Origin of the sequence: Nostoc sp. DedSLP03 (assembly GCF_034530815.1) — a bacterium.
Taxonomy (GTDB): domain Bacteria; phylum Cyanobacteriota; class Cyanobacteriia; order Cyanobacteriales; family Nostocaceae; genus Nostoc.
On record NZ_JAVRCK010000001.1, the window covers coordinates 222,927 to 249,900 of the forward strand.

Annotated in this window: 25 protein-coding genes and 3 pseudogenes; 11 read left to right on the top strand and 17 right to left on the bottom strand. The window is 41.3% G+C overall.

Annotated elements, in window-relative coordinates; genetic code table 11:
- Nucleotides 1-300: 300 nt before the first annotated feature.
- Together RM368_RS00915 and RM368_RS00920 are read right to left on the bottom strand one after the other, a co-directional pair.
- Complete coding sequence (locus RM368_RS00915) at nucleotides 301-573, bottom strand: type II toxin-antitoxin system RelE/ParE family toxin (protein WP_322692292.1); 273 nt, start codon at nucleotides 571-573, stop codon at nucleotides 301-303.
- Nucleotides 560-772 (bottom strand): hypothetical protein, encoded by a 213-nt coding sequence (locus RM368_RS00920; RefSeq protein ID WP_099103718.1) that lies wholly within the window; start codon nucleotides 770-772, stop codon nucleotides 560-562. The genes RM368_RS00915 and RM368_RS00920 overlap by 14 nt, the downstream gene beginning before the upstream one ends.
- Nucleotides 773-1,109: 337 nt before the next feature.
- Between RM368_RS00920 and RM368_RS00925 the strand changes: the two genes are divergently transcribed.
- Nucleotides 1,110-2,888 carry a GmrSD restriction endonuclease domain-containing protein gene (locus tag RM368_RS00925; protein WP_322692293.1) on the top strand — a complete coding sequence of 593 codons (1,779 nt, stop codon included), beginning with the start codon at nucleotides 1,110-1,112 and terminating at the stop codon, nucleotides 2,886-2,888.
- A 37-nt stretch (nucleotides 2,889-2,925) separates the two neighbouring features.
- Here the strand turns inward: RM368_RS00925 and acnB are convergent, their stop codons facing one another.
- The 4 genes and pseudogenes from acnB to RM368_RS00945 all read right to left on the bottom strand — a co-directional run.
- A complete protein-coding gene (gene acnB, locus RM368_RS00930) occupies nucleotides 2,926-5,592 on the bottom strand; it encodes a bifunctional aconitate hydratase 2/2-methylisocitrate dehydratase (RefSeq protein WP_322692333.1) in 2,667 nt (888 codons plus the stop codon).
- A gap of 287 nt (nucleotides 5,593-5,879) precedes the next feature.
- Nucleotides 5,880-6,776, bottom strand: coding sequence for a DUF4351 domain-containing protein (locus RM368_RS00935; RefSeq protein WP_322692294.1), 897 nt, complete (start codon nucleotides 6,774-6,776; stop codon nucleotides 5,880-5,882).
- Nucleotides 6,777-6,936: 160 nt separating this feature from the next.
- Nucleotides 6,937-7,332, bottom strand: a complete 396-nt coding sequence (locus RM368_RS00940) for a hypothetical protein (RefSeq protein ID WP_322692295.1) — start codon at nucleotides 7,330-7,332, stop codon at nucleotides 6,937-6,939.
- Nucleotides 7,333-7,824: 492 nt separating this feature from the next.
- Nucleotides 7,825-8,045, bottom strand: a pseudogene (locus RM368_RS00945) (hypothetical protein); the annotation flags it as partial.
- 260 nt (nucleotides 8,046-8,305) lie between these two features.
- Between RM368_RS00945 and RM368_RS00950 the strand changes: the two are divergent.
- The 5 genes from RM368_RS00950 to RM368_RS00970 all read left to right on the top strand — a co-directional run bounded on the left by RM368_RS00950 (nucleotide 8,306) and on the right by RM368_RS00970 (nucleotide 11,727).
- Entirely contained in the window at nucleotides 8,306-8,626 is a 321-nt protein-coding gene (locus RM368_RS00950; protein WP_322692296.1) for a 2Fe-2S iron-sulfur cluster-binding protein, read from the top strand.
- Between the two features lie 147 nt (nucleotides 8,627-8,773).
- Nucleotides 8,774-8,953 (top strand): hypothetical protein, encoded by a 180-nt coding sequence (locus RM368_RS00955; RefSeq protein ID WP_012408584.1) that lies wholly within the window; start codon nucleotides 8,774-8,776, stop codon nucleotides 8,951-8,953.
- A 133-nt stretch (nucleotides 8,954-9,086) separates the two neighbouring features.
- On the top strand, nucleotides 9,087-10,142 hold the full coding sequence (locus RM368_RS00960) for a DUF3326 domain-containing protein (protein ID WP_322692297.1): 1,056 nt from the start codon (nucleotides 9,087-9,089) through the stop codon (nucleotides 10,140-10,142).
- Nucleotides 10,143-10,284: 142 nt separating this feature from the next.
- Complete coding sequence (locus RM368_RS00965; RefSeq protein ID WP_322692298.1) at nucleotides 10,285-10,881, top strand: CPBP family intramembrane glutamic endopeptidase; 597 nt, start codon at nucleotides 10,285-10,287, stop codon at nucleotides 10,879-10,881.
- Between the two features lie 225 nt (nucleotides 10,882-11,106).
- Entirely contained in the window at nucleotides 11,107-11,727 is a 621-nt protein-coding gene (locus RM368_RS00970; RefSeq protein WP_322670905.1) for a CP12 domain-containing protein, read from the top strand.
- Nucleotides 11,728-11,993: 266 nt separating this feature from the next.
- Here RM368_RS00970 and RM368_RS00975 read toward each other — a convergent pair whose 3' ends face one another.
- The 5 genes from RM368_RS00975 to RM368_RS00995 all read right to left on the bottom strand — a co-directional run bounded on the left by RM368_RS00975 (nucleotide 11,994) and on the right by RM368_RS00995 (nucleotide 15,913).
- Nucleotides 11,994-13,109, bottom strand: coding sequence for an LptF/LptG family permease (locus RM368_RS00975; protein ID WP_322692299.1), 1,116 nt, complete (start codon nucleotides 13,107-13,109; stop codon nucleotides 11,994-11,996).
- Nucleotides 13,110-13,536: 427 nt separating this feature from the next.
- Nucleotides 13,537-14,265 (bottom strand): LPS export ABC transporter ATP-binding protein, encoded by a 729-nt coding sequence (lptB, locus tag RM368_RS00980; protein WP_322670907.1) that lies wholly within the window; start codon nucleotides 14,263-14,265, stop codon nucleotides 13,537-13,539.
- Between the two features lie 30 nt (nucleotides 14,266-14,295).
- The gene (locus RM368_RS00985) at nucleotides 14,296-14,793 is read right to left on the bottom strand and encodes an LptA/OstA family protein (RefSeq protein ID WP_322692300.1); all 498 of its coding nucleotides are present in this window, start codon (nucleotides 14,791-14,793) and stop codon (nucleotides 14,296-14,298) included.
- Between the two features lie 365 nt (nucleotides 14,794-15,158).
- Nucleotides 15,159-15,551, bottom strand: a complete 393-nt coding sequence (locus tag RM368_RS00990; protein ID WP_322692301.1) for a DUF309 domain-containing protein — start codon at nucleotides 15,549-15,551, stop codon at nucleotides 15,159-15,161.
- Complete coding sequence (locus tag RM368_RS00995; RefSeq protein ID WP_099100573.1) at nucleotides 15,548-15,913, bottom strand: ferredoxin thioredoxin reductase catalytic beta subunit; 366 nt, start codon at nucleotides 15,911-15,913, stop codon at nucleotides 15,548-15,550. The genes RM368_RS00990 and RM368_RS00995 overlap by 4 nt, the downstream gene beginning before the upstream one ends.
- A gap of 475 nt (nucleotides 15,914-16,388) precedes the next feature.
- Here RM368_RS00995 and RM368_RS01000 point away from each other — a divergent pair, with 475 nt between their 5' ends.
- The gene (locus RM368_RS01000; RefSeq protein WP_322692302.1) at nucleotides 16,389-17,048 is read left to right on the top strand and encodes a PEP-CTERM sorting domain-containing protein; all 660 of its coding nucleotides are present in this window, start codon (nucleotides 16,389-16,391) and stop codon (nucleotides 17,046-17,048) included.
- A gap of 149 nt (nucleotides 17,049-17,197) precedes the next feature.
- Here RM368_RS01000 and RM368_RS01005 read toward each other — a convergent pair.
- The 4 genes and pseudogenes from RM368_RS01005 to RM368_RS01020 all read right to left on the bottom strand — a co-directional run.
- Nucleotides 17,198-17,641 (bottom strand): annotated as a pseudogene (locus RM368_RS01005) (DUF58 domain-containing protein); the annotation flags it as partial.
- Between the two features lie 53 nt (nucleotides 17,642-17,694).
- The gene (locus RM368_RS01010; RefSeq protein WP_322692303.1) at nucleotides 17,695-19,269 is read right to left on the bottom strand and encodes a group II intron reverse transcriptase/maturase; all 1,575 of its coding nucleotides are present in this window, start codon (nucleotides 19,267-19,269) and stop codon (nucleotides 17,695-17,697) included.
- 118 nt (nucleotides 19,270-19,387) lie between these two features.
- Entirely contained in the window at nucleotides 19,388-19,732 is a 345-nt protein-coding gene (locus RM368_RS01015; protein ID WP_322692304.1) for a hypothetical protein, read from the bottom strand.
- 97 nt (nucleotides 19,733-19,829) lie between these two features.
- A pseudogene (locus tag RM368_RS01020) lies at nucleotides 19,830-20,585 on the bottom strand (DUF58 domain-containing protein); the annotation flags it as partial.
- A 214-nt stretch (nucleotides 20,586-20,799) separates the two neighbouring features.
- Between RM368_RS01020 and bchM the strand changes: the two are divergent.
- Nucleotides 20,800-21,486: a magnesium protoporphyrin IX methyltransferase gene (gene bchM, locus RM368_RS01025; RefSeq protein WP_322692305.1), complete on the top strand. Its 687-nt coding sequence runs from the start codon at nucleotides 20,800-20,802 to the stop codon at nucleotides 21,484-21,486.
- Between the two features lie 46 nt (nucleotides 21,487-21,532).
- On the opposite strand, the gene RM368_RS01030 is transcribed toward bchM, so the two are convergent.
- Nucleotides 21,533-22,954 (bottom strand): WGR domain-containing protein, encoded by a 1,422-nt coding sequence (locus RM368_RS01030; RefSeq protein ID WP_322692334.1) that lies wholly within the window; start codon nucleotides 22,952-22,954, stop codon nucleotides 21,533-21,535.
- Between the two features lie 547 nt (nucleotides 22,955-23,501).
- On the opposite strand from RM368_RS01030, the gene RM368_RS01035 reads away from it, so the two are divergent.
- Nucleotides 23,502-23,924: a hypothetical protein gene (locus tag RM368_RS01035; protein ID WP_416212199.1), complete on the top strand. Its 423-nt coding sequence runs from the start codon at nucleotides 23,502-23,504 to the stop codon at nucleotides 23,922-23,924.
- A gap of 254 nt (nucleotides 23,925-24,178) precedes the next feature.
- Here the strand turns inward: RM368_RS01035 and RM368_RS01040 are convergent, their stop codons facing one another.
- Nucleotides 24,179-24,361: a hypothetical protein gene (locus RM368_RS01040; RefSeq protein WP_322692306.1), complete on the bottom strand. Its 183-nt coding sequence runs from the start codon at nucleotides 24,359-24,361 to the stop codon at nucleotides 24,179-24,181.
- 143 nt (nucleotides 24,362-24,504) lie between these two features.
- Between RM368_RS01040 and RM368_RS01045 the strand changes: the two genes are divergently transcribed.
- Nucleotides 24,505-25,863, top strand: a complete 1,359-nt coding sequence (locus RM368_RS01045) for an APC family permease (protein ID WP_322692307.1) — start codon at nucleotides 24,505-24,507, stop codon at nucleotides 25,861-25,863.
- A 136-nt stretch (nucleotides 25,864-25,999) separates the two neighbouring features.
- Nucleotides 26,000-26,671, top strand: a complete 672-nt coding sequence (locus RM368_RS01050) for a class I SAM-dependent methyltransferase (RefSeq protein ID WP_322692308.1) — start codon at nucleotides 26,000-26,002, stop codon at nucleotides 26,669-26,671.
- Nucleotides 26,672-26,974 lie beyond the last annotated feature (303 nt).

Below are 26,974 nucleotides of genomic sequence, written 5' to 3' on the forward strand. Positions count from 1 at the left end.
TGGAACATACGCGATCGCATAGATTGACCTCTCCCCCAATCCTTCTCCGAAACTGAGAGGGAAGCTGGATTTCTCCCCCTTCCCTACAAGGGTTGGGGGTTAGGTCTGTGTGCAAAGTGCAAGGGTGCGATCGCGCTGATAGAATGGTCAATTAGGTGAAAACATTATTATCTTTATACTCCTAAAGCTTGACTGCAAATGACATCTATAAAATCAATAAATTGTTGTCACACAGCATTTGCCGCTTTACTGGTATTAGGGTATATGTACAGTAATGACGATAACAAGTTTTACAGTGCTTCAAGGAAAAATTCTGTAGATGTCTTTGCGGTGAGCAACTCGTTGGCAAATTAATGTTTTTGTTGCTTGATCGAGAGTAATGCCAATCCGATAATCACCAACTCGAATCTTATATTTATCACTATAGCCCTTCAGCTTTTCAAGATATCCTAATTCAAAGGGATTCTCTGATTCAAGTTCTTGAAAGACAATAGGTTCTATGCGGCTTTGAATTTCAACTGGTAAAACAGCAAGTTCTTTTAAGAACCTTTTGGTATATTCAACTTGCCACATTTTCTTCTTTTAATGATTGATAATATTGTAGTGCTTCATCTTTTGATAATGGTTTTTCTTCCTCTACTTCCTCCATAAGTTTTGCTAACCCATAATCTTCAAGAATTTCTTCAATTTTTTCAAATTCAGCGATAGGAATTTGTACGGCAATAGGTTGTTGATTGTCATCAATAACATAGCTTTTGTGAAGTTCAAGCATTTTAATAACTCCTATGTGCAGAAATCTATTGGTGTTCACCTGTTAAAATTTTGGTGTCAGGTAATTAGATTTTAACAGTTTATCGCGATCGCACTTAAGGAATTAAGGGTGCGATCGCAACACATGATACGATATTTCGATTCTACTGGAACTCTATATTTTGAAAATATTATTTGCTAGGAATCTGCGGAGTCATCGTACTGGAGTATTTAGAAGTGTGAGCACGGCTCAATCTTAAGAAAATATTTAGGTATTAAATATAACTGATTTTTTCGTGTAGCTTTGTACTACAAATTAAATTTATTAAACGCTGAATATGAGCATTACACCTCGCGGAATGAGCGTTACAGAAGCTTACCGACTCTATCGCTCAGGTAGTTTATTAGTAAATAGAAAGTATCAAAGAAAGCTTGTATGGACGGTTTCAGAAAAAGAAAAATTAATTGGAAGTATTTTAAAAGGATATCCTATCCCATTGATTCTACTAGCAGAACGCCCTCAGATACACGGTAGTGGCAAATATGAAATTATTGATGGAATGCAACGTCTTAATGCAATTTTTAGTTTTATCGAAAATTCGTTTAGTTTTGATGATGAATATTTTGATATTGAGGAGTTTTCTTATGCTAAACAATTAGCAATTGATAACATTCTGAAAATTCCAATTAGCAAAAAAGATGATGGCAAAAAAGTCATAAAGCTACTATCTGGAAAAGAATGTGCCGATATTTTAGATTATCAACTTGCAATAACAGTATATACTGCAATGGCAGAAGAAGACATCACAGAAGTCTTTGGTCGTATTAATTCCAGTGGTAAACACTTAAGTAGCCAAGAAAAAAGACAAGCGGGTGTAACAACTGCATTTGCAGAATTAGTGAGAACAATCTCTATGGAGTTGCGTGGAGACGTTTCAGATAAAGTATTACGTCTTACAGATATGCCAGAAATAAGTATTGATTCACAAAAAAGTAATCAAGGTTATAAAATTAAAGCTGAAGATACAATATGGTGTAAACAAGGAGCCTTAACTGCAAAACTACTTCGAGAAAGCGAAGACGAACAAATGATAGCTGATATTATAGCTTCTATTTTACTCAATGAACCTTTGCCAGTAAGCACCGAACGTTTAGATAGTTTATATGACTTGAGTGGCAAATATTCTCAAGTTTTAGATAGTGCCTTAGCAACCTATGGATTCAAAAAATTAACTCAGGATATAATCACAACATTTGCAGTGATGCGAGAAACAATAGAAGCTTATAGTTCAGAACCTAAGTCTTTACTGCGTGTTGTCAATCCAAATAGTAATAATCCTATCAGAACAGCATTTTACACTATTTTAATGGCTTTTTTCGACCTAGTTATTCGTAAAGAACTTTCTCCTGTTGATCCAGAAGGTATAATGAATGGTCTTCGAGGACTTCAGAGAAAGTTGGATTTAAGTAGTCACTACACAACAACAGAAGACCGTAAGAGCAACATTAAGCAAACTATAGGTCTAATTCAAGATTGTTTTGCTAAAAAAGAACCATCTGTTTTAGGACATGGCGTTGAACTTGTACTTGATCTTGAAAATTCTTTGCGTCGTTCTCGTATAGAAACTTCAAGGTATGAATGTAAGCAAGGGTTACTCGATTTATCTCCAAAAAGAAACCTAAATAAAGATTTATTAGAAAGAATTGTTGAAACTATATGTGGAATAGCAAACTTAGGGTCAGATAGCGATGGATATATTCATATTGGAGTTACTGACTCTCAAAAAGACGCTGATAAAATCGAAATGCAAGATAAGGTAAAACCTATTGAAATTAATGGAAGATATATTGTAGGAATTGATAGAGAAGCAAAGTTGCAAAAGCAAACTATCGAGCAATATGTGAGATTATTGACGAATACAATTCAGAATTCTGCTCTTACAGAAACATTAAAGACGCAGGTACTAACTAAGTTTGATACGATATCATATAAAGGTCATTCAGTCATTAGAATTACTATCCCGATCCAAACTGAAGTTTCATTTCTTGGAGAAAAAGCCTTCACAAGGAAAGACTCATCTACAGTTGAGATACAAGGACGTGATTTAATAGCTATTTCTAAGCTTTTTCAAAAATAATTGATTTGAAAGGTGGGCATTGCCCACCAAACTTTAATTATCTACTCAAACTACTAGCTGGCATATCCAAAATATCCTCAATCTTCGGCATGTCTTCCAACGCAATCACGCGCCCTTCATCCTCAAAACCGACGATTTGATCGAAGTTCAAATACCGATATAAATCATCTGCAAAAGGATGAATTCTACTCGCCACAATATCCAAATATTCTTGCACTGTCGGCAGCCGTCCTAGTAGCGCACAAACTGCGGCTAATTCTGCTGAACCAAGATACACTCGCGCATCTTTACCCATGCGATTATTGAAGTTGCGGGTAGAGGTAGAAAATACTGTTGTGCCATCAGCAACTCGCGCCTGATTACCCATACACAAACTGCATCCTGGCATTTCTGTTCTAGCACCCGCAGCCCCAAAAACGCTGTATACACCTTCTTCTTTTAATTGGTGTTCGTCCATGCGCGTTGGTGGTGCTATCCACAAGCGAGTTTTTACTTCACCTGCGCCTTCCAAAACTTTCGCTGTTGCCCGATAATGACCAATATTCGTCATACAAGAACCGACGAATACTTCTTGCACTGGATCGTTAGCCACTTCCGATAATAACTTAACATTATCGGGGTCATTAGGAGCAGCAACAATTGGTTCTTTGATTTCGTTTAAATCAATTTCAATTATTTCGGCGTACTCCGCATCGGCATCGCCTTCTAATAACACGGGATTTGCTAACCATTCTTCCATCTTTGCCACACGGCGCAGCATAGTACGCGCATCTTGATAGCCGCGTGCGATCATATTTTTCAGCAATGCTACGTTGGAACGCAGATATTCAGAAATTGTCTCTACACTCAGCTTAATTGTGCATCCGGCACAAGAACGTTCGGCGCTAGCATCGGTGAGTTCAAAGGCTTGTTCAACTTTTAAATCTGGCAAACCTTCAATTTCTAAAATTCGCCCGGAGAAGATGTTTTTCTTATTCTGTTTCTCTACTGTCAGCAAACCTTTCTGAATTGCTACGTAAGGAATGGCATTCACGACATCGCGCAGGGTGACACCGGGTTGCAATTCACCTTTGAATCTTACCAAAACTGACTCTGGCATATCTAAAGGCATCACACCCAAGGCGGCTGCAAAGGCTACCAAACCAGAACCGGCGGGGAAGGAAATACCCAAGGGGAAGCGGGTGTGAGAGTCGCCGCCAGTTCCCACGGTGTCGGGTAACAGCATCCGGTTTAACCAAGAGTGGATGATACCATCACCGGGACGGAGGGCAACACCGCCACGTTGGGCGAAGAAATCAGGGAGTTCGTGGTGGGTTTTAATATCTACTGGTTTGGGATAAGCTGCTGTGTGGCAGAAACTTTGGATTACTAAGTCTGCACTGAAACCAAGACAAGCGAGTTCTTTTAATTCGTCGCGGGTCATGGGACCTGTGGTATCTTGAGAACCAACGGTAGTAATGATAGGTTCGCAGGATGTGCCGGGACGCACACCAGGTAATCCGCAAGCTTTACCTACCATTTTTTGAGCTAGGCTGTAGCCTTTGCCTGTATCAAAGACTTGCTGGGGACGGGTGAAAACGGTGCTGGGTTTTAAACCGAGTGCAAGACGAGTTTTATCGGTGAGGGTACGGCCGATAAGTAGGGGGATGCGTCCACCTGCGCGGACTTCATCGAGGATGGTATCAGGTTTAAGGTCAAAGGTAGAAATGACTTCGCCTGCTTCATTAGTGATTTCCCCTTTATATGGATGGATGGTAATTACCATGCCGGTTTCGAGTTTGGTGACATCGCACTGAATAGGCAAAGCACCGGCATCTTCTGCTGTGTTAAAGAAGATTGGCGCGATCGCACCACCTAAAACATAACCCCCAGCGCGTTTGTTTGGCACAAAAGGTATATCATTTCCCATGTGCCACAATACCGAGTTGATGGCAGATTTACGCGAAGAACCTGTACCAACTACATCCCCAACGTAAGCTACAGGATGCTCTTTTTTCTTCAATTCGGCAATGGTTGCCAAGCTTCCCGGTTGCCGTGACTCTAACATCACTAAGGCGTGTAAGGGAATATCCGGGCGAGTTGTGGCGCTTTGGGCAGGTGATAAATCATCGGTATTGGTTTCGCCAGGAACTTTAAAAACGGTGACAGTAATCGCTTCTTTTACTGTGGGGCGACTGGTAAACCATTCAGCTTCCGCCCAAGAGTCAATCACCCGTTTGGCGAAAGGATTGGTTTTAGACAACTCTAAAACATCGTGGAAGGCATCATACACCAAAAGGATTTTGCTTAAAGCGTTGGCGGCGTAAGCGGCGATGGGTTCCTTCCCTTGTCCGCCCATCACTAGTGGTGTTTCAGATGAGTCTGAGAGGGATACGGTGGGCCATTGCAGCAGTTCGATTAAAGATTGCACATTGTAACCACCTACCATCGTCCCCAGCAATTGCACTGCTTCTATGCGCGAAACCAAAGGACTGGTGATTTCCTTTTTAGCAATGGCGGTGAGAAATCCAGCTTTGACATAAGCTGCTGGATCGACACCAGGAGAAACGCGATCGCTCAATAAATGTAATAATATCTCCTCTTGACCTTTTGGCGGATTTTTCAGTAATTCACATAATTCTGAGGTTTGCTTCGCATCCAATGGTAAAGGGGGAATACCGAGTGCTGCTCTTTCGGCAACGTGTTTACGATATTGTTCTAGCATTTTTATGTTCTCCATTGGGATGTTCTCCCTTCAATTATGAAATATTTTTAGGCAAGACTTGGCTATAAGAGTTTAGCTTATTTTTATGATGAAAGCCTTACTGGTAATTGGTTATTAGCAACTTTTTTATACTGAATTTTTGGAAAATATAAGGCAATAAAATTCGCTACTACACAAACTTTCGTCCACCTCCGTGGACTAAGAGTAAATCAAGAATTTTTAACCCACAGAGGTGGGTTTCGTTTGTATAGCCGCGACTTCTAGTCGCTAGGTGTAGTAATAATAAATTAAATTGATTGTTGGTTTAACCAAGTTTCTAAATCAGCAACACTAGAAAAATCTAGCAATGCCTCTCCTAAATTTTTTAATTGTTCAATCGATAAGCCTTTAATTTGCCCGATTAATGATGCATCAATTTCACCAATACGGCGATTTAGTAGACGCAGTATTAAGTCTTGCCTTCCTTCTTGCCTTCCCTCTTCTTTGGCTTGTTCTCTGTCTCTTTGATAAAGTGGTTCTAGCCGCATAATTAACTCCCTATCATCTGCTTCTAATTCTTGATTTACTCTCAAGTTTTCGCGCAAGTTGTAAACTAATTCGAGAGTTGCTTTTTGGTATGGATAATCTAATGGTAACGCTTGCAACTCGATAATCGCTTGTGACTGCACGCTTCCCCTACCTAAAAGCCTCAACCATAATGTCTCCGGTGTTTGGGGTAGTTGGTGTATTGCTACAATTGCTGTCCGTAAGGCATCTGGCAGAAAATGTACTCCTGATAACCAACTTGCTTGTTGCATAGTTCCAAAGCTAGACAACCTAGTTTCAGATACGGTAGGTGTCAGAATCCACAATTTAGGAATTTCCGAGTTTTGAAGTTTGGTTTTATTAGTTTTAGCTTCTCGTCGTAAAAGAGCTTTTACTTCTAATAATTTTAGAATACAGTCGCATATTTCATCAGTAGAAGCTGGATTACGGAAGGGTTCTATGAGTGCAGGATATTCCGCAAATCTTCCTAGCAAACCTAGTATTTCTATATTAGAGCTTTGCTGTTTGGTAGGAGTGAATAAAACATCTATTTCTTTAATTTTTCCTGAAACTTTTTCTGATGCCTTGACTTCACCGTAATTTTTTAATAATTCTTCTAGATAGTCTTTGGCGAATTTATCGTGTATAAAACGGGTCATTCAATTTTAAGATTGCGGAAAATTTGGGTTCAGGCAAATTTTTATTATATAGTAGTTCCGATCCATTTATTAAAAAATAGATCCCGAATTCGATTAAAGAAGTCAGGGATCTATACACGATAAGTTTTCAAAAAATTGTTGAAAGGATCGTGCAACTTTACTAGGTAGTTATTACATTTTCATCTGATGTTTTATTTTGATTAGCTTTTAACCGTGTCAATCTGCTTTTCCGAATCCGTTCGCTGTCTCGAACCCCACCTGAAAGTTCATATTCATTGCTGTTTTTGCCGTATTTTAAACCAACCACTGCTAGCATTTTGTCTGAAACATGATTTAAGGTTTTTTCCATTTCATCTAGCTTTTTTTTAGAAGAGTCAATCATAGCTATAGCAGCGTTATAATCATCAAGCATATTATGAAACTGCTTTATTAATTGAGTCAGGTTTTGCAGGTTGTAAGTATCATCGAAATTGATATTTGGATCGACCGCTTTTAGTCCGGCAACTCTAAACTCAGCTTTTTTTAGAACCAGGGAAGTACGTTTTTTTCGAGTCATAAATTTACAATTTTCAAAGCTTTACAAAGCTATTTTGTCTCAATTAACCTGGATTTTGGTTCAGCAAAAAGCGCATTTTTTAGTAAAAGTTTTTATTTATGTCCGTGATTTCTCGGAATTTAATCATCAAAGGTTGATTTTCAGCAAAATATATTACGTTTAAGCAACAGACAATAGGGCACAGCAATGCTGTGCCCCTACAAATGGTCTGTCTTCTATGTCAACTGCGATCGCTGTAACCTTAAGCCTTAATGTTGTAACCTTAAGGCTTAATGTTCTAGCTTTAAGGCTTAATGTTGTAATCTTAAGGCTTAATGTTCTAACTTTAAGGCTTAATGTTGTAACCTTAAGGCTTAATGTTCTAGCTTTAAGCCTTAATGTTGTAACCTTAAGGCTTAATGTTGTAACATTGATGACCAAAGTTTGTTGGTGAATGCAATCATCGATACATAGTGTATATTGTTGATTTACAGCGATGCCTGCGGCGGGCTGCGCCAACGCAATTCCCCCCACTGAATCACGAGAAGCACCCACATTAGGCCCGGCGGCTTTGAGAACTTAGCGGATTGTACCAAATAAACTATAAAGAGAGTTCATCGCTTCTCTTACTAAACCCCGATCAACTGACAATGGTTCTACAGCAATCCGTGTCATTAATCTACATCAAGCAACCAAGCCGCCTTCTTTTGTGTGGTGTCAACTTTCCAAGACATAAAACCAATGCCAAAAGGCAGACTTACAGATACAGTCTCTAAAGAAACGCGATGCTTACGGCGGGCTTTGCCTACGCGCATATTATTTATAGTAAATTTAACTAATAATTAAATTAATTATAGTAATTAATGTGACTAGTCTAGAAAATATTTGCTATGCAACCAGGATTTAACCTAATATCTATGGTAAATATCTAGATATTTTTAACTAATTCAGATAAAATTATAAATTTGTCTGTTGCGTCACGCTTTCTTTGTCTATGCCCAAAACTTACACTGTAGAAATTAATCATCAAGGCAAAATTCATACCTTGCAAGTTCCCGAAGATGAAACGATCTTATCAGTTGCCGATGCTGCTGGTTTGGAACTGCCGAGTTCTTGTAATGCAGGTGTTTGCACAACTTGCGCCGGTCAAATAAGCCAGGGAACCGTGGATCAAACTGATGGTATGGGCGTTAGTCCAGATTTACAAAAGCAAGGTTACGTATTGCTTTGTGTTGCCAAACCCCTTTCTGATTTGAAAGTTGAGACAGAAAAGGAAGACATAGTTTATCAATTACAATTTGGTAAAGACAAATAATCTGTGAACAGTTATCAGTATATCGGATAATTATTCCTAACTGAATAACTGTTTGCTAAGATTACCAAATCCGATAAATTACATAAGTATTTCATCGTAGATGAAGTCAGCTATTATAGAAACTACAAATCAACAGGATTTACCAAAATGACGACTCATTTTATTACCGCAGAAATTGATTTACAAGAAACTCCCGCAGAGTTACTAGAAGTAATTGAAACAGAGTTAAAGAAACAAGGCGAACCTCTGCGTTGGGCAGTTACTTCTGTGGATACTGACGAACAAAAAGCTACAGTTGAAGCCGTTGTTACGACAGTTAAGAGTTAGGAGTTAAGAGTTAGGAGTTGAGACGCGATTAATCGCGTCTGTACAAGAGTTAGGAGTTAGGAGTTGGGATTTGATGGCAAGTGAATCATAAACTCATTACTCATTACTCATTACTCATTACTCAGCACTCAATATGTACACTGCTATCTTAATTGTACCAACTGGCGTTGGGGCTGCCATTGGGGGTTATGCAGGAGATGCTTTACCTGTTGCCAAAGTTATAGCACAGGTTTGCGATCGCCTAATTACTCACCCCAATGTCCTGAATGGCGCAAGTTTGTATTGGAATCTCCCCAATGCTTTTTATGTTGAAGGTTACGGACTTGACAAATTCGCTTCTGGATGCTGGGGGTTGCGTCCAGTCCGCAGCAACAAAGTAGGTTTGCTTTTAGACCAAGGCATTGAGCCAGAGTTACGGCTACGACATATACAAGCCGCCGATGCAGTGAGAGCAACTCTGGGATTAACCTTAACAGATTATGTAATTACGGATGCGCCATTAAATGTAGAATTACGGACTACAGCATCGGGGGCTAGTTGGGGAACAATTGGCAACCCAGATAGCTTGTTAAGGGCAGCTGAGATATTAATAAAAAAAGCGGGGGCAGAAGCGATCGCAGTTGTAGCCCGTTTCCCCGATGATATGGACTCAGAAGCAGTACAGAAATATCGTCAAGGTGAAGGGGTAGATTCTTTAGCCGGTGCAGAAGCCGTAATTAGCCATTTGCTAGTGCGAACCTTTCAAATTCCTTGTGCCCATTCTCCCGCCCTTTTAAGCGAACCTCCGCAACCAGATTTATCTCCCCGTTCCGCCGCCGAAGAATTAGGTTATACCTTTTTGCCCTGCGTCCTTGTAGGATTAAGTCGTGCCCCACAATTTATAGTAGAGAAAGGAGCAATAAAATCGCAGCAAGAAGATATTTGGGTAGATGAAGTGGATGCTGCGATCGCACCTGCAACTGCCTGTGGTAGCAGTGCCTTACTGAGTTTAAGCCAAAAACGATGCCAAATAATTACAGTAGAAGAAAATAAAACTCTGATAAAAGTTCCTCCCCAACCGTTGGGGATCAAATCTATACAGGTAAACTCATATTTAGAAGCAGTAGGTGTATTGGTAGCACATAAAGCAGGCATCAATCCCTCCGCTCTCCGTCCCAAATTATTACCTTTGCAGTCAATTAGTCATTAGTCATTAGTCATTAGTCATTGGGAAAGAGGAGGCAGGAAGCAGAAGTTCTAAAATGTTTGAATTTTGAATTTTGAATTTTGAATTGATTTCTCCCCTGCCCCCTGCCCCCTGCCCCCTGCCTCCCTACCTCCCCCTAAAACCTGTGATTGAACAACAAAAGCAAGAGCCAGAAATTCCATACCTAACGCGCATCCAAGTACTTGGAGCGATGGGAGCGACTGCAATCATTTTGTTGATAGTCGCTAAACTTTCGTTATACTTTGGCAACTTTTCGCTATTTTCTTGGGACTTGAATCCAAGAGAAGCGCTGTTAGGTGTAGGGTTAGGGTTTATGCTCACTGCGTTAAGTGGCTTAACTTACCGTCTATGGACTGCCTATCGTAAGAGTGCAGATTATTACCTAGAAATCGTACTGAAGCCTTTAGCTTTACCGGATTTAATTTGGCTGGGGTTGCTACCAGGATTGAGTGAAGAATTGTTATTTAGAGGTGTGATTCTACCAGCTTTAGGCGCCGATCTGACAGCTGTAATTGTATCCAGTCTTTGCTTTGGCATCTTGCATTTTAGCGGTTCCCAACAATGGCCTTATGTAATTTGGGCAACAATTGTCGGGATGATATTGGCATATAGCGCCCTGCTTACGGGCAACTTGTTAGTGCCGATTGTTGCTCATATTATTACCAATTTGATTTCTAGCTATTTCTGGAAAATGCGGCGATTTTCGGCAATTAAAAAATAAATATTTGTTAAACCGCAAAATATTATCACAATTTATGCTTGGTTTTTGGGCATTGGTTACATTGGATAACATCATAAGTTGACAACTGGTCTAATTTATTGTTGTAGCTCGGCAAAAGTTCCACTTTTTTTACTTTCTAGTTAGAGCAAACTTTGCGCTGCAACGCTTCGATACGTCCATAAGGGCGCAGTGCTGCACCGGACTATTAACCAGGAGACTACAACAATGATGAAAGCTGAAGATATCATGACCAAAGACGTAGTTACCATTCGCGGTTCGGCAACTGTTGCTGAAGCGGTGGGGCTGATGAAGGATAAAGGATTGCGGGCGCTGGTTGTGGATCGTCGCTATGACAATGATGCTTATGGCATTGTCACAGAAACAGATATTGTTTATAAGATAACAGCCTACGGGAAAGATCCAAAGCAAGTGCGGGTTTATGAAATTATGAGCAAGCCCTGCATCGTGGTCAATCCTGATTTGGGTGTGGAATATGTAGCGCGGTTATTTGCTAATACTGGTATTCATCGCGCACCTGTGATTCAAGGCAAGCTGTTGGGCATCATCTCGATTACCGACATTTTGACTAAAAGCGACTTTGTGGAAGCACCAAAAGCGCTACTGCTGGAGGAGAGAATTCAAAAAGCAATTGAGCAAGCTCGTGCTATTTGCACCGAACAAAGTGCTTATTCTAAAGCCTGTGCAGCTGCCTGGGATGAGGTAGAAGAACTTCAGGCAGAAGCAGCTCATCAAAAAGCTGAGGGTATGATATCAGCGAAAGTTTCTTTTGAAGAATACTGCAAGGAAAACCCCAATGCACCAGAATGTCGAAATTATCACCCGTAATTGAAGTGGGAGGATGAAGGAGAATAATAGACATCTGGTGAAAAAGGAATATAGAAATGTAGCACTGCTATGTTTCTACAAGGGTTATGGATAACGCATATTTAATTTCACCAGATGTTTAATAATTGTTTGTCTACTTCCGCATCCTCTTCAATTCATACCAATTTTAAAAAAAAATGCGACAGATACATAGGAACATACCTTTGTTCTGTTTAGCTTTCCTAATTTTGAATTTTGAATTTTGAATTTTGAATTTTGAATTGGTATTACCTTCTCGCAACTCGGATCAATAAAAATAAACCTATTCCCAAAAAAAGAAAGTTGGGCAACCAAGCCCCCATAAAGGGAGAAAGGACACCTGCTTGTGCCATCGCTCCACTAACAAAGAATATTAAATAGTACGAAAATATAACTATGACACTAATCCCAAAACTGGTACCCCTCCCCGTTCGCTGGGGTATGCTTCCCATCGCTGCACCTACCAAGCCAAAAACCACGCATACAAAGGGCAAAGAGATTTTTTGTTGAATCCGCACTTCAAGTTTACGAATTTTTTGGCGATCGCCACCAAGATTTTCCACTTCTAGTTGATTTAGTGCTTCTGAAATATTCATTTCACCATAATCGCGGCTTTTTTCTGCCAGACTTAATGGCGTGCGCGGTAGTTGCAGTTGTTGGTGTTCAAATCTGACGATGTTACGATAAGAGCGATCGGCAGCAACAAAATAGATCGTGCCGTTGTAAAAATCCCAGACATTTTGAGAAGGATTCCACTGAGCAGATTCTGATACCACAATTTGATTCAGATTTTTGGTTGAGCGATCTATAATTGTCAACCCTTTCATCCGCTTACCATCAAATTGGTCGGCGTAAAATAAGCGTGTCAATATGCGATTCTTAGAGCCATCCGGCTGGACAACATCCTGGTATTCAGGATAGAAAATATTTTGTTGTTTAAAAGTGGGCTTGTCTGATTTGAGCGCTTTATCCAGAGTCATCGCCGCTTGATAATTTGCTGCTGGTGCAATTTCTTCGTTAAACACAAATGTCATTCCTGTGACTACAAGACTTAACATCACAGCAGTTAGCACCATGCGATAGACACTGACACCACAACCACGCAAGGCAATTAGTTCGCTCTCGCTAGAAAGACGACTGTAGGTCATCAAAGTAGCCAGCAGCGTAGACATGGGGAAGGCTAAAACGATAAAGTTGGGAAATTTTAACAAAAAAACTTGAATAGCAATGTCTATAGGTAGCCCAGATTCGACAATTTTTCTAACGAGATCGAATACAGCATCAATAGTGACGCCAATTGATGAAAAAGCTCCGACACCAAAGAAAAACGGCGCTAACAATTCGCTGGCAAGGTAGCGATCCATGATCGTAAAAGGCAGCAGCGAATAGAGACTATTAAAATACGTGAGTTTCTTTGATATCATAAGCAACTTGAAAATTTATATATTAGCAACCCTGATAAAGCAAAGGCAGAATTCAGAATTCAGGAGTCAGAATTCAGGAGTAAAACAGTCTTTATATCTAGCTTCCTAGTTGAAATTTTGTACCTTCCTTACCTGTGTCTACTATGTTTAATATTGAAAATGAATTGTCAGAGCTAAAGATTAACTAATAATTTCATGCTGGAAAATAAAAAATCAAACTTTCCTTTGAAATTTTAACTAAATACAGCAGTTTGTAATTAAATCAACTACATCACCTTTACCTGAAAGCCAAATATAAACTTTTTCTTACTCCTGACTTCTGACTCCTGAATTCTGACTCCTGAATTCTGAATTCTGATTCTTGAATTTAGACTTGAAAATTATCCCCCAAATAATATTGCCGCACGAGGGGATTGCTGTAGAGTTCGTCAGCAGCGCCAAAAGCGAGGATTTGTCCCTCACGCATGATGTAGGCGCGATCGGTGATCGCGAGGGTTTCGCGGACATTATGATCTGTAATTAAGATACCCATACCGCGATCGCGCAGTTGTGCTACGATTTGCTGAATTTCTGAGACTGCGATCGGATCGACTCCAGCAAATGGTTCATCCAAAAGTAAAAATTTTGGCCCTTCTTGTCCAGCAGCTAAAGACCTTGCTAATTCCGTCCGCCGTCGCTCACCACCAGAAAGTTGAATTCCTTTACTCCTAGCTAATTTTTCCAACCGAAACTCCCGCAGTAAAGTTCTGAGTCGCCTTGCCCATTCCCATCGTGGCACATGAGTTTGCTCTAGCACTAACAGAATATTATCCTCTACCGAGAGTTGGCGAAAAACACTTGCTTCTTGTGCTAGATAACCAATACCCAGTCTTGCCCTTTGATGCATTGGCATTCCCGTCACGTCTACATTACCCAGCCAAACTTTTCCTTGATTGGGTTTTTCTAAACCTGTGGCAATGTAAAAAGTCGTCGTTTTACCAGCCCCATTGGGGCCTAGTAAACCAACGATTTCCCCCTGAGCAACAGAAAGATTGACACGATTGACAATTACTCGCTTGCCGTAAGATTTGTGAATATTTTCTAAAACAATTTTCACGCTGGAAGCACCCTTTCTTGGTGGTAAATGCTAATTAGAAGGCTTCAAAGGTGGTGTTTTTGGGGCAGGTGTCGCAGTTTGTCCATTATTATCTGATTCTTGCACCATGTAGATGGACTCTACCTGACGGTTGGATTGGGGTAAAGCAACAAATCGCCCTTCATCAATTAAATAGGTTACTTTTTCTGCTCGGATACTGTTACCGCCCTGTTGCAAAATATAGACATTGCCACTGAAATCAATTCGACGTTCTTTACTAAAATACTGTGCTTGGGCAGATGTTGCCTGAAGTTGGCGAGCCGGATACAACATTTGCACATTACCGCGAGCGGTGATTACTTGATTTTTCGCGTCATATTCTTGTACATCAGCGCGGATAGTCAGGGGGCGATTTGCCTGAGATGTTTGTGCAGTAGCAGTTTGCACTTGGGTAGGGAAGGCAAAAGCGCCCAAAAATATAGCTGGCAGCATTAAAGCTAATCCAAAGCGACGTATCTGGGATAAGGGCAATTGATAGCAGGGCATCATAGCAATTGGGGATTTAGGATTTCAGCTTGCATTCTAATTATCTCAAGTACTTTATCCAGATTATGAAATATACAATCTGGAGTGATTTATGATAACTACTGGCTGAAATAGTGACGCTACCCCCAACCTCAAGGTTTCAGGTAATTGACATCTGAATGAAAATGACGTAGGCACAATACTCTTTTTTTACAAAGACGCTACGCGTATAAGTAATGAGTAATGAGTGGATGAAGGCACAATACTCTTTTTTTAACAAAGACGCTACGCGTAGCTTGCTTCCACGTAGTAGTACGGGAAGCCCTCGGCTAGATGAATTTTGCCTACCAAGGATTTCGGGTAACGCATAATTAATTTCACTACTATGTCTAATCAGTCGTTAGCACAATTTTAGGCAAAGATAAGACTTGATTTTCGCCCAGATTGCCAGCAGCAATCAAGTCTTGCCCTATTTGTTGTAAATTCGTCAACAACGCTGCGCTCTGACTCAATAGCTCATCTACGTCAACGCCGCTGTAACTAGATGGGTAACGGCGTAGACGATTGCTGCCTTCTCCCAATAGAATTACAGCACCTCGCCAGTTCCGATTTTCCAAATGATACAGTGCCACAGCAATTTGGAGAATTCCTTGATAAAAGCTTTTTTCCGGTTCGCTAGCTTCAATCCACAAAGCCTCTAAAGTGTCATGACAAGCGTAGAACTGTCCAGAATTGAACTGTTCTACGCCTTGCCAAAACTCTTGGGGGATGATTTCGCTCATCCCATGCTGTCTCGTACTTCTTTGATTGTTTCCAGAGAGATTTCTTGTTTATCTCCAGCAAACTCGTTATCAGGGGTGAGGAATAACATACAATGGCACTCTTTGCGTTCTCTCATTGGCACACAAGGACAGTTCCAATATGTGGCGTGAATCTCAGCTTCTTTATCTTCGTAATGGCGACAAGGACATAAAGGCGCACCCAGGTCATCTTTATGTTTGGCTAATCCTTCAATCACAACTGCGGTGACAGAAGGTTCAGAACAGAAGTATGTTCCAGTACGCTTGGCGTATTGTTCGGAAAAATGCCGCATTGCCTCTAGGCTTTTATCGCTGGATTTTGTGTTATGTTCTGATGCGATCATGTCGTTCATAATTTAAATATTTCTTTGCATTGTACCTCAGCCTCATGTGGGGATTACTGGGTGTATTTCCCCAACCTTACCTGCTCTAATTATCTTACCTTTGTTCAAAGGCTGATATATCCCGTGTGCTGGGATCAGAGAAAATCTCAGAAATCACACAAGCTTAACTTCTAGGCTAATCAAAATCTGGCGTTGCATCTTGAGGCAGACTTTAAAAGTCAACAGGTTTATTTATTCTCAGCAAGAAACGAGGCTGTGACGTGTTTAAGGAAAGACAGTAAGGGCAATCCTTTGATCAGACTTATGTCAAGGCTTTGTTTCTTTATACCGTTTCCTGAACCCTCTTCATCATAACTTTATCAGACTTCATTAATTCCCTAAGTAATAGTACTTACCATTTTTTGCGGTTTAATGTAAATTCTGGAATGTGTAATAAAAAAAGCACAAACTTATCAAGATTTACAACTACTACTACATGAGTATTCCAACTGTTGCAAAAAAATTATCGACTGCTGCGATCGCAGCAACAGTCATTGTTTTGGGTATAGGAGCAGTAGCACAAGCAACTGTTTTAACATTTGATGATATAGCACCTGTTTCAGATTTAGCTCGAATTCCTAACGGCTACGGAGGATTTAATTGGGATAATTTTTCCTACCGAAATGGATCGGATAGTGATGTTTCACTCACAGGCTATGACAATGGCAGAGTATCAGGAGACTATGTGGCTTATAACGGATATGGAAACCCAGCCCTAGTAAGTGATAGTGTTTTTGACTTCAACAGTGCTTACCTCACAGCTGCTTGGAATAATGGTCTTTCGGTGACTGTAGAAGGTTTAAAGAGCGGCGCAACCCTGTATTCAAAAACTGTGGTTGTAGATACGACAGAGCCAACTTTAGTTAATTTTGATTATTTTGGTGTTGATGAATTAAAGTTTACGTCATTTGGTGGAGTTGAACCAGACTATCTTATAGAAACGGGTGGTCGCGGGACACAGTTTGCGCTAGATAACTTTACCTTTAATGAAAAAGCTACATCTGTTCCCGAACCTACATTGCTACCAGCGCTACTGTCAATAGCTACTTTAAGTGCTGGTTCAGTCTTAAGACGTAAACAGCTAAACCAAAGTTAACTCAAACCTTACACTTTGCCTGAACGACTAGAAGTAGCGGCTATACAAACAAGAGCTACATCTCTATTGGCTAAAAGCTTTACAATCTGTAGAGGCAGCCTTTGTTCGTATAGCCCTTCTAATGTGTATTTTTTTGCTGAAGGTATTGATTAATACGAATTTAATGTTTTTTGTAGCTGGGGTTGCAGTAAACCATCGCTTTGCAAAACGATACCAGGGTGTTCCCAATTAATTACCTCTGGTTCTGCTGGTGAGGAAATATTTGGCCATAAAACCCAGCGACTACCTTGAGGAAGAGTAGCAAGGCTCAGGGGGTTTTGAGTCAGCCAAATCAAAGGATAGCTTTTAGGAACAACTGAACTGGCATCTTCTAAGGCTGTGGTTGCTGCTAAGGTTTCTAGAACAAAGCGTTCGCCTTTGATTAAATTTGTTGATGCTGTCCACAGTTGCACCTGTAATTCTTGTTGCTGTGCATAAAAATACAGCGATGCTGCGGCAATTACTGCTTGTTCAAAGTTTTCTTCTTCCCAATTGCTAGCACTGTCAAGGGCAATCACTATGTTTGAGTCGATGGGGAGTATTATCTCCCGCACCTCTCGGTTAGATCCGGACGTGCCCATTTCTGTGCATCCGGCTCCCGATGTTCTTAGCTTGCGCTTTTGCTCCTGTGTTTGTAATCGTGGCAACTCTCGTGAATTGCTTCAAGATTATTTTTCTTCCAGTTGGCGTGATTAGAGTCGATGTGATGCAGGTGAACCCGTTCCTCATCGATGAACTTTAAGCCGCAGGATACACATTTATGGTTTTGCTTCTTAAGAGCTTTAGAGGTTTCGCCATCATAGAGTTTACTGTTACGTTCGCTCCAGTAGGCTGTATTTCCGTCATAGGGGGATTTTATTCCTTTGACCATGACGTGTTTATTTTCGGAGTAAGGAATCGCCGGAAACGCTTTATCTAGTAATGTTTTGCTAGAATAGCGTGTTTGCTTGGTTTCCTTATTAAATACCTTGTAAGCTCTTGTTTCAATGTGGTACAGGGAATTCCTGGAGCCGTCCATCTTGCAGTACTTATGGTAATTTCTCCAGCCTCTAACTATTGGAGCCAGCCTTGTGGCTTTTTCCTTAGCACCATAATTCGAGTTGTTGACGATGTGTTTTACTTTCTTACGAAGTGCTTTGAAGTTATCCACTGAGGGAGTGCTTTTAAGCTTTCCGTTTTTCTGGACTTTGAAGTACCAGCCGAGGAAATCAAACCCATCTGTCGCGGCGGTAACTTTGGTTTTCTTTTGGCTTACATTCATTCCGCGTTTGCGGAGGAACTCGCTGATTCTTTCAAGTATCTCTGTTGCATCATCTTCGGGTCGGAGTACAATAACCATGTCATCCGCGTATCGGACTGATGGCTCAATGATATCAATAGCTGAGGTTTTAGCAGTGATTCTGCATCCTCGATTCACATGGTATCTGTGTATACTCTCAATCCCGTTGAGCGCGATGTTGGCAAGCATTGGACTGACCACTCCCCCTTGGGGTGTTCCTTGTTCTGGGAATTCTGGGTTAACTCCAGCCTTGAGGCATCGGAAGATACCAAGTTTTAAGCCTTTTGGGGCAATGAGTTCGTCCATAATTGCTGAATGGTTAATCCTGTCGAAGCACTTTTCAATATCGAGTTCAATTACTCGTTTCTCTATTCCATTGCTGTTGGCGCTAAGGTTATTGAAGATGTACTTTTGTGCATCATGGGCGGAGCGCCCAGTTCTGAACCCATAGCTCCTGGCGTGGAAAGTGGCTTCGTGTGCTGGTTCGAGTGCATATTTTGCTAGGCATTGCCAAGCTCTATCAGCGATGGTTGGTATCTTAAGCGTTCTGGTAGTCCCGTCCTTTTTAGGGATGGGGATTTCCCGTAGTCCTTGATGCTTCCAATTTCCACTATTCATTTTCAGTAATTCTTCAAGGTTGAAGCGTTCTTCAAATGAGAGGGATTTCTTGCCATCAATACCAGCCGTCTTTTTACCAGCGTTTAGCTGAGATACTTGTCTTATTGCAAGAAATCGAGCCGAGGTAGATTTAAGAATAAGCTTTTGGAGTGACCTAGCTTTCCGCTTGTCTCCAACTTGAACAGCTTTAAATACGCGCTTTTGAAGGCGGAAAAGATTTCGGCGGAATTTCTTCCACGGTAGGGCTTTCCAAGATTCACTAGTATGTCTACTGTGTCTAATCATTTTCTCTTCTGGAGTTTGTATTTTTCTGAACACCTCAGACCAATTACGGTCTGTCCTACCCGACTTGTGAGAATTCCGCTTCTCGTCTAGCCTACCTGGGGTTCGACTGTCCCAAGACTCACAAATCGTTTTTCTTCGTTCCCTCGGAGAGATTGATAGTTCCGTTAGGCGTGGTCAATTCAACTGCTGGATTCCCTTGACTCTTACCGCTATTCAAAAAAAGATGCGGCGGGAATTGATTCTCCAGTGAAGTCAGGGATTTTGTGTTACGCCCTGCTTGGTGGTAAGTTGCTTTTCTAGACCCGGTTTCGCCGTGGGAACTCCCTGTTAGCGCCAGTGTCAGCCCGTAACGGCTGTCTGATTGCACCCTGTTCCCAGCTTCACTCCACAAGAATCGAGCTTGTTCGGTGTGGGCAGATAAGGAGTCAATTCTGAGTCTGAATGGCAAGACTTGCACTTGCATCTGACCGAGAGTTCAGCCCTTTAGTGACAGTAATCTGCTGTCGGGCTGGATTAGTTATTTACGGGCTGATTACCGTGATTCACTAATCAACGAATCGCACTTCTTGTCCACCTGTAACCATTTCTAACTCCCGCACCCTTAATTCCCCATAGCGGGCACTAGTCCGCCAGTGAATCAAGCGAGTAGGATCTCCTAGACGGTAGGGACGGAGCGATCGCACTAGCCCCGTTGTCGCTGTTTGCAAGGGTTTACCACGAGGATCGCCCCTTTTGCTCTCTTCTTGTCCCATTTCATCTATTAGGGGGCAGGTAGCCAAGGGTAACACTGTGGGATAAACGATCGCTGTGGCAGCACAATCACGCTGACGGCGACACCAAAACAATCCCAAAGGCGCACCAGAAGCAAGTTCAACTGTGTGCCAGCGATAAACACCCCGACGCACAGTCGGCTGGTAATATACCCAACGGTAACTACCTTGGCTAGGAATTGTTTCGATTGCTTTTTGTACTGGTTTCCCTAAAACGAAGGGCAGTATATCTTCAACTTGCAATAAACTTACAGGCTGCTGTGTCTGATTGCAGATTTCTAATTCTACCGTTAGATCGTCACCTGCTGATACTGGTTGCATGGGACGGCGGGTGATCGATAGATTTGTGAGCGATCGCGGCGGTAAGATGGCTGCTACACCCAAAAGAGCAAAACTAATGCCGCTAATGGCGTAAAGCCAACCAGCCATCGTATTGATACCTGCGCCAAAAAAACAAATAGCCGTTGCAGCTAGTACCCAACCGCCATAAGCAGGGGCGCTGGCGCGAGTTTCTAACCAATTGGTAATGGGTTTAATAATTTTCATGTTTCTTTTTTAACCCAACACCACCCCAAATTCACAGGGTCTTAGAATATGCCAAAAAAACCATAATAGTAATATTTATTAAGCGTCAAGCAATTTGAAGCGTGCTGGATTCAGGGGGCAACTATCATCCATCTGGAAAAATCTGGAAGACCGCTCTTATGGGTTCCTATCAATGATAATTTTAAGCATTGGGAACCCCTAAAAATCGAAGTTTATGAATGCAGCCGACGACAAAACGATTGTTCGCGAGTATTTCAATTCCACAGGGTTTGACCGTTGGAAGCGAATCTACGGCGATGGCGAAGTCAACAATGTCCAATTAGACATCCGCAATGGACACCAGCAAACTGTGGATACAGTTCTCGGTTGGCTGAAGGCTGATAACAATTTACCAGAGCTATCAATCTGTGATGCTGGGTGTGGTGTCGGTAGTCTCAGCATTCCCCTAGCAGTAGATGGTGCCAAAGTCTATGCCACCGATATTTCGGAAAAAATGGTAGAAGAAGGCAGAGATAGAGCCAAGCAAATTTTGGGAAATAACGAAAATCCGACTTTTGCCGTGCAGGATTTAGAATCGTTGAGTGGTAGCTACCATACCGTTATTTGCCTAGATGTTCTCATCCATTACCCTCAAGAAAAAGCCGATGAGATGATATCTCACCTCTGTTCTTTGGCACAGTCGCGGATAATTCTCAGTTTTGCGCCGAAGACCTGCGCCCTGAGTATACTCAAGAAAATTGGCAGTTTCTTTCCTGGGCCAAGTAAAGCCACTCGTGCTTATTTACATCGTGAGGCCGATGTGGTGAAAATCTTAGAAAGCAATGGTTTTTCTTTGCAACGACGGGCAATGACGAAAACTCGCTTCTATTTTTCTCGCCTACTGGAAGCTACACGCAATTAAGGTTAAAATCGCAGCAAAGGTATAATAAACCTCTTGCTGCGATTAGTTAAACTAATTTTTGAATATCACCATAAGCACGGTAGAATCCGCCACTTGCTGATTCACGTATTTCTTGAACAAGGTAACGCGCACCTTCAATACGAATATCCTTGGGAAACTGAACTTTCCAGTTGTGGTTGTAACCATCAGAAACAACACGAACTCTCAATTTACTTCCTTCTCGAAAGCATTCAACAATAACCCCAGAGCTTGTATTTGTAGTAGTTTCTAGAACAGATGAGGGTGCTGCTCCTTCACCTAATGGTGCTTTAATTACTACAGCTTCGGGAACTGTGCCTGTTTGAGCAGAGCCAATCGCAGTTTCACTAGCATCAATGCAAGCCAAATAACCATCTGTTGTCACAATATAAATATGGTTGTCGAAAAACTGCATAGATAAGGCCGAGCCACACCCTGTAGAAAGCTTCCAAAGACGCTTTCCTAGCTCATCAAAGCAGTAAATGGAAGAACTATTATCTCCGGCGAACACATACTTGCCGTTAAGTGCGGTAGCGCAAGAGTAAACTGACGCATCACATTTGAAAACAGAGCCAACTTCCCCATTTTTATTAAAGCAGTAAACTTTATGGTCGCTTGTTCCAGCATAGACTGTTGATGCCTCTTGCCAACCAAACAGTACGCTGCCTTGAGTTTTTTGATGCCATAACATCCGACCTTCAAGGCGATCGTACATAGTCACGCCTTTGCTATGACCGTGATAAATCCCTGATTGGTCACAACGTACCATCCAGCCGGAATCGCCTTGACTCAGACGAGTCCACTGTGATTCATCATCATGATCGATTGTCGTTACGCCACCATTGGCATCAGAGACGGCTAACAATCCATCTTTGATATCTAACCAAAAAATATCAACATTTTCATCAATTTTATAGCTCAGACGCGGTAACTTGCCGGTCAGGTCGTAAACATTGCCGTCATCGCAACCAGCATAAATCCAAATATCATCGGCAACTAAACATTTAACGCCATCAGGAAGCTTAAACCGATTGATTGCTTCACCTTGATGATTCAAAGCAAAAACTTGACCTGCTTGGTTTCCAACCCAGCAACGTTTGGCATCAATGAAAATTCCAAAAGCAGCTGAATTAGAAGCAAACTTCCAAATAATCGGAGCTTGTTTTGCGGTGGAAATAGTGCTGCTGACTTGGCGGCGTGTCACAGGGCGCTTTTGGCGAACACCCATAACAGCTACCTCGTAACCTTTTTTGAGCTTTTCTTTAATTTTTTTACTAGCTTCTGCTTTCGCTTTCTCAGAAGTTGGATAAGCTTTTGTTTGAGTTTGCCCTGAGTCACCAATCCGACCGTAACGTATAGTTAATTGGTTATCTTGAACTATCACTTCATAAAACTTGTGAGAGCTTCCACCAGCTTCGGAAAGCTCTAAATATGTCTTTTCTTCTGGGATAACTTCTCTCATAAAATCAATACCAATGTTTAATTAAATATACAGACAAGTTTGGGATATGCAAATTAGCTACAGAATTAGACTTTGCCCCAATCTATTGTGGGAAGTATCTTGAGCTTTTAGCACTGATCTAGATCACGAGTTAATAAAATTGATACAGGTTATTTATTATACTATTTGTATAGTATAAATATTTAGATTACTTAGCTAATACTGACATAACGAGGTTTTGTCGAGCGACACCAAGTCCTATTTTTTGGACTAGAGTACAATATTTCTCAAGAAGCGAGTATATAGATCGGGACTTATGCAACTGCTACAGAGCGATCGCTATTTTATAGTATTTAAGTACATCAGTGGTGTTACAAGGGTCAGCCAGATACAATTACTACAACCGTTTTTAACGATTATATTCTCTAGGCTATTATTTAGGTGAACAAATTACGCCATTGAAGCTGATAGTCTTTGGTATCGCGATCGCTGTAACATTTTTTGAATAGAATTAAGAGATTAACTTGGTATTTTTCTAAGCCTTGGCAGTATAAATATGGAATTTTTTAACAGGATTCCTTTAATGCCTTTAATATTCCTCTTATTGGCTTACATTCTTCTGGGATGGTATCTTGCTGCTAATCATATTATTTGGTTAGTAGGAGCTTTTGTTGTTGCTATGGTTATAGCTGTAGCAAGAAAAAGTTTTTCTTGGTTAGAGCGTTTAGTCGAGTTTGGCTCGAAAACTTTAGTTGTTATCTTGTTTTTAAGTATATCAATTGCTTTAGTAGCAACTTGGTCGATATTATTAAGGCTCTTTATTATACCCTTAGCCACTACGCTTTTAGTTGATTTAGAAATGCGCTTTTCTGGTTACAATAAACTAGATTCATTTTGGATTATAACTGTCCTAGCTGTATTGGGTTTGGTAGTAGGTGAAATAATAGACATTTTACTTTTTCCCAGTAGCAGATACTAAAGAATTAGGGATAAAAAGCCGATACATTATTTATTAATTAACAACGCATATATGTGCATCCCTACTTAAGCGAAACTATGGAGCGAGTCTTGAGTACAGCAGGGCGTAAATAAAGTATCAATTTTCAATTATTGAAAAGCTTACGGTATAAAATTATGCGTAGCAGTACCAGCTTTTTAATCAAACAAGCACGATTACCCCTTATGAGTCAATCATTCTTTAGATGAGTAGAAATCTCACTAGTGGAAGAAGTTTTACCAATTTAGATTTTCTACTGTATTTGTAGAGTGCTGTTGTCTGGCAAAAGAATTTAGAGCGATGCTTACAGTGGTAAGCATCGCAGGGAAGTTAATCTTAATGTGACCAGATGAATATAACTGGAAATCTGCTGTATCGCTGGTGAGTGTCACTTTCTCATCACATTTATTGTTAACCATAGAAGTACAGGTAAAACAGCGATTTATTTAAGGTCTTATTGAATCGTGATTTCCCAAATCTGGAGTATATAGATGATTCCTCTGTTGAACAAAGACTGTAAAACAAAGCCAAAAGTCCCAACTCAACACTATAAGGAAATAATGTGAGTAGACGTAAAAACTACAATTTGCTCGATCAAACAACATCAACTGAACTAGCAATACCCAAACCATCCCTGACATTATCAGACGCAGTGGCTCTAATTGTCGGTATTGTCATCGGAGCGGGGATTTTTGAAACTCCGGCTCTAGTGGCCAGTCAAGCAGGTAGCGATATTGCTGTACTGCTTTTTTGGCTAATGGGTGGTGTAGTGTCTCTGGTAGGAGCGCTATGCTATGCAGAGTTGGCCACTGTCTATCCCGACGTTGGTGGTGCATACTATTATTTGAAACGTGCATTTGGGCAAAGAGTCGCCTTTTTATTTGCTTGGGCGCGGATGACAGTGATTCAAACTGGTTCCATTGCTCTTTTGGCATTTGTTTTTGGCGATTATGTTTCTCAGATATGGCGGCTAGGCACGTTTTCGTCTTCCATATATGCAGCCATAGCGATCGCACTTTTAACTGCTTTGAACATCGTCGGTTTGCAACAGGGTAAGTGGACACAAAACTTACTGAGTGCTGCAAAAGTTCTAGGTTTGTTGCTGGTAGTAATTATTGGGCTTACCACCATTCCTAATTCTGCCACTCCTGTAGAATCTGCATCATCAGGAACCTGGGGACTAGCGATGGTGTTTGTGTTGCTATCTTATGGCGGTTGGAATGAAGCGGCTTACATCTCCGCAGAAATTCAAGATGGACGACGTAATATTGTGCGATCGCTAATGTGGAGTATTGGGATCATTACAACCATTTATCTGCTAATCAATCTGGCTTACCTGCGGGGACTGGGATTAGCAAACATGGCACAGTCAGAAGCAGTAGCCGCAGATTTAATGCGCTCTCTTTGGGGTGAACCGGGAGCTTTGTTTATCAGTGTGCTGATTGCGATCGCGACTTTGGGAGCAATTAACGCCACAATCTTTACTGGAGCGCGTACCAATTACGCACTGGGACAAGATTTTTCGCTATTTGGTTTTATGGGACGCTGGCAACAACGTCCGAGCAGTCCTACCTATGCCTTATTCTTGCAAGCAGCGATCGCCCTGGCACTGGTTTTTTTAGGCACGCTCACCCGCAAAGGCTTTGAAACAATGGTGGATTACACTGCCCCGATATTTTGGTTTTTCTTTTTGCTCTCTGGCGTATCACTGCTGGTATTGCGCACCCGCGAACCTCACATAGTTCGCCCTTTCCGTGTGCCATTTTATCCTTTCACTCCATTACTGTTTTGCGCCGTCTGCACTTACTTGCTGTACTCAAGCTTGGTTTATACAGGTGTGGGAGCGATCGCAGGTGTTTTAGTCGTGGCAGCAGGTATTCCCCTGTTGTTCTGGAATAACTACCGTCAACGTAGGACGTGAGACGAGTGAGCAGGGGAGAAATCAATTCAAAATTCAAAATTCAAAATTCAAACATTGTACAACTTCTCCCTCCTGCTTCCTCTTTCCCCATTCCCAATGACCAGTGACCAATAACTATTGACAAAGGAGAAAATTCATGGACTTCAAAAAAATTCTGTTTTTACTGGTTACAAGCGTTAGTATTACCAGTTTAGGAATTGCTGGGTGTACGCCGCAACAACAAGATTTGGAAGCCGGAACACAACAACCTTCTACTTTAACAGGTCAGACCGAAACCGAAACACCAGCGGCGACAACTCCCACAACTCCCACAACTCAAGTCCAAGAACGTCCTGGAGATGTTCCTTATGTACCTACACCACAGCCAGTGGTAGATGCAATGTTACAAGTGGCAAAAGTGGGTAAAAATGATGTACTTTACGATCTTGGTAGTGGTGATGGCAGAATTGTCAATACTGCGGCACAAAAATTTGGTACTCGCGGCATCGGTATAGATATTGACCCCGATCGCATCAAAGAAGCTAATGCTAATGCTCAGAAGGCAGGAGTAACCGATCGCGTCAAGTTTGTCCAACAAGATTTGTTCAACACTGATTTGAGTCAAGCAACAGTAGTTACACTTTATTTACTGCCAGAGATCAACGCCAAACTTCGTCCCAAGCTGTTGAAAGAACTCAAACCTGGGACTCGCATTGTTTCCCACGCCTTCGATATGGGTGATTGGAAACCAGACCAGACTCTCAATGTAGAGGGTAAAACTGTTTACTATTGGGTAGTTCCTGAACAAGTGCCAGCGAATTTGCGATAGAGTTAATAGCAATTCGTAATTAAAAGGTGTCAGATTCAAGTTAATACCAATTTGAAAAAAGAATACGACAAATAGACCATTTGTAGAGACGCGATTCATGAGCCAGCGCGTTGCGGGGGTTCCCCCCGTTGTAGCGACTGGCGTCGCGTCTTTACCCAAGATTGAATTGGTATAAGTTTCCATCTCTTGAATCTGTAGCCTCATTTTTGAGCTTTAGCAGCTTAGGCAAGAAATATGATAGGCTTAAAAGGAAAGAATGTTTTAATTACAGGTGGAACATCAGGTATAGTCCATCCCACGAAG

What these genes read in the sequence shown, in the direction of transcription:
- RM368_RS00915 (WP_322692292.1), bottom strand. Translation starts at nt 573, where the DNA reads ATGTGGCAAGTTGAATATACCAAAAGGTTCTTAAAAGAACTTGCTGTT.
- RM368_RS00920 (WP_099103718.1), bottom strand. Translation starts at nt 772, where the DNA reads ATGCTTGAACTTCACAAAAGCTATGTTATTGATGACAATCAACAACCT.
- RM368_RS00925 (WP_322692293.1), top strand. Translation starts at nt 1,110, where the DNA reads ATGAGCGTTACAGAAGCTTACCGACTCTATCGCTCAGGTAGTTTATTA.
- acnB (WP_322692333.1), bottom strand. Translation starts at nt 5,592, where the DNA reads ATGCTAGAACAATATCGTAAACACGTTGCCGAAAGAGCAGCACTCGGT.
- RM368_RS00935 (WP_322692294.1), bottom strand. Translation starts at nt 6,776, where the DNA reads ATGACCCGTTTTATACACGATAAATTCGCCAAAGACTATCTAGAAGAA.
- RM368_RS00940 (WP_322692295.1), bottom strand. Translation starts at nt 7,332, where the DNA reads ATGACTCGAAAAAAACGTACTTCCCTGGTTCTAAAAAAAGCTGAGTTT.
- RM368_RS00950 (WP_322692296.1), top strand. Translation starts at nt 8,306, where the DNA reads ATGCCCAAAACTTACACTGTAGAAATTAATCATCAAGGCAAAATTCAT.
- RM368_RS00955 (WP_012408584.1), top strand. Translation starts at nt 8,774, where the DNA reads ATGACGACTCATTTTATTACCGCAGAAATTGATTTACAAGAAACTCCC.
- RM368_RS00960 (WP_322692297.1), top strand. Translation starts at nt 9,087, where the DNA reads ATGTACACTGCTATCTTAATTGTACCAACTGGCGTTGGGGCTGCCATT.
- RM368_RS00970 (WP_322670905.1), top strand. Translation starts at nt 11,107, where the DNA reads ATGATGAAAGCTGAAGATATCATGACCAAAGACGTAGTTACCATTCGC.
- RM368_RS00975 (WP_322692299.1), bottom strand. Translation starts at nt 13,109, where the DNA reads ATGGATCGCTACCTTGCCAGCGAATTGTTAGCGCCGTTTTTCTTTGGT.
- RM368_RS00985 (WP_322692300.1), bottom strand. Translation starts at nt 14,793, where the DNA reads ATGATGCCCTGCTATCAATTGCCCTTATCCCAGATACGTCGCTTTGGA.
- RM368_RS00990 (WP_322692301.1), bottom strand. Translation starts at nt 15,551, where the DNA reads ATGAGCGAAATCATCCCCCAAGAGTTTTGGCAAGGCGTAGAACAGTTC.
- RM368_RS00995 (WP_099100573.1), bottom strand. Translation starts at nt 15,913, where the DNA reads ATGATCGCATCAGAACATAACACAAAATCCAGCGATAAAAGCCTAGAG.
- RM368_RS01000 (WP_322692302.1), top strand. Translation starts at nt 16,389, where the DNA reads ATGAGTATTCCAACTGTTGCAAAAAAATTATCGACTGCTGCGATCGCA.
- RM368_RS01010 (WP_322692303.1), bottom strand. Translation starts at nt 19,269, where the DNA reads ATGATTAGACACAGTAGACATACTAGTGAATCTTGGAAAGCCCTACCG.
- RM368_RS01015 (WP_322692304.1), bottom strand. Translation starts at nt 19,732, where the DNA reads ATGCAAGTGCAAGTCTTGCCATTCAGACTCAGAATTGACTCCTTATCT.
- bchM (WP_322692305.1), top strand. Translation starts at nt 20,800, where the DNA reads ATGAATGCAGCCGACGACAAAACGATTGTTCGCGAGTATTTCAATTCC.
- RM368_RS01035 (WP_416212199.1), top strand. Translation starts at nt 23,502, where the DNA reads ATGGAATTTTTTAACAGGATTCCTTTAATGCCTTTAATATTCCTCTTA.
- RM368_RS01040 (WP_322692306.1), bottom strand. Translation starts at nt 24,361, where the DNA reads ATGGTTAACAATAAATGTGATGAGAAAGTGACACTCACCAGCGATACA.
- RM368_RS01050 (WP_322692308.1), top strand. Translation starts at nt 26,000, where the DNA reads ATGGACTTCAAAAAAATTCTGTTTTTACTGGTTACAAGCGTTAGTATT.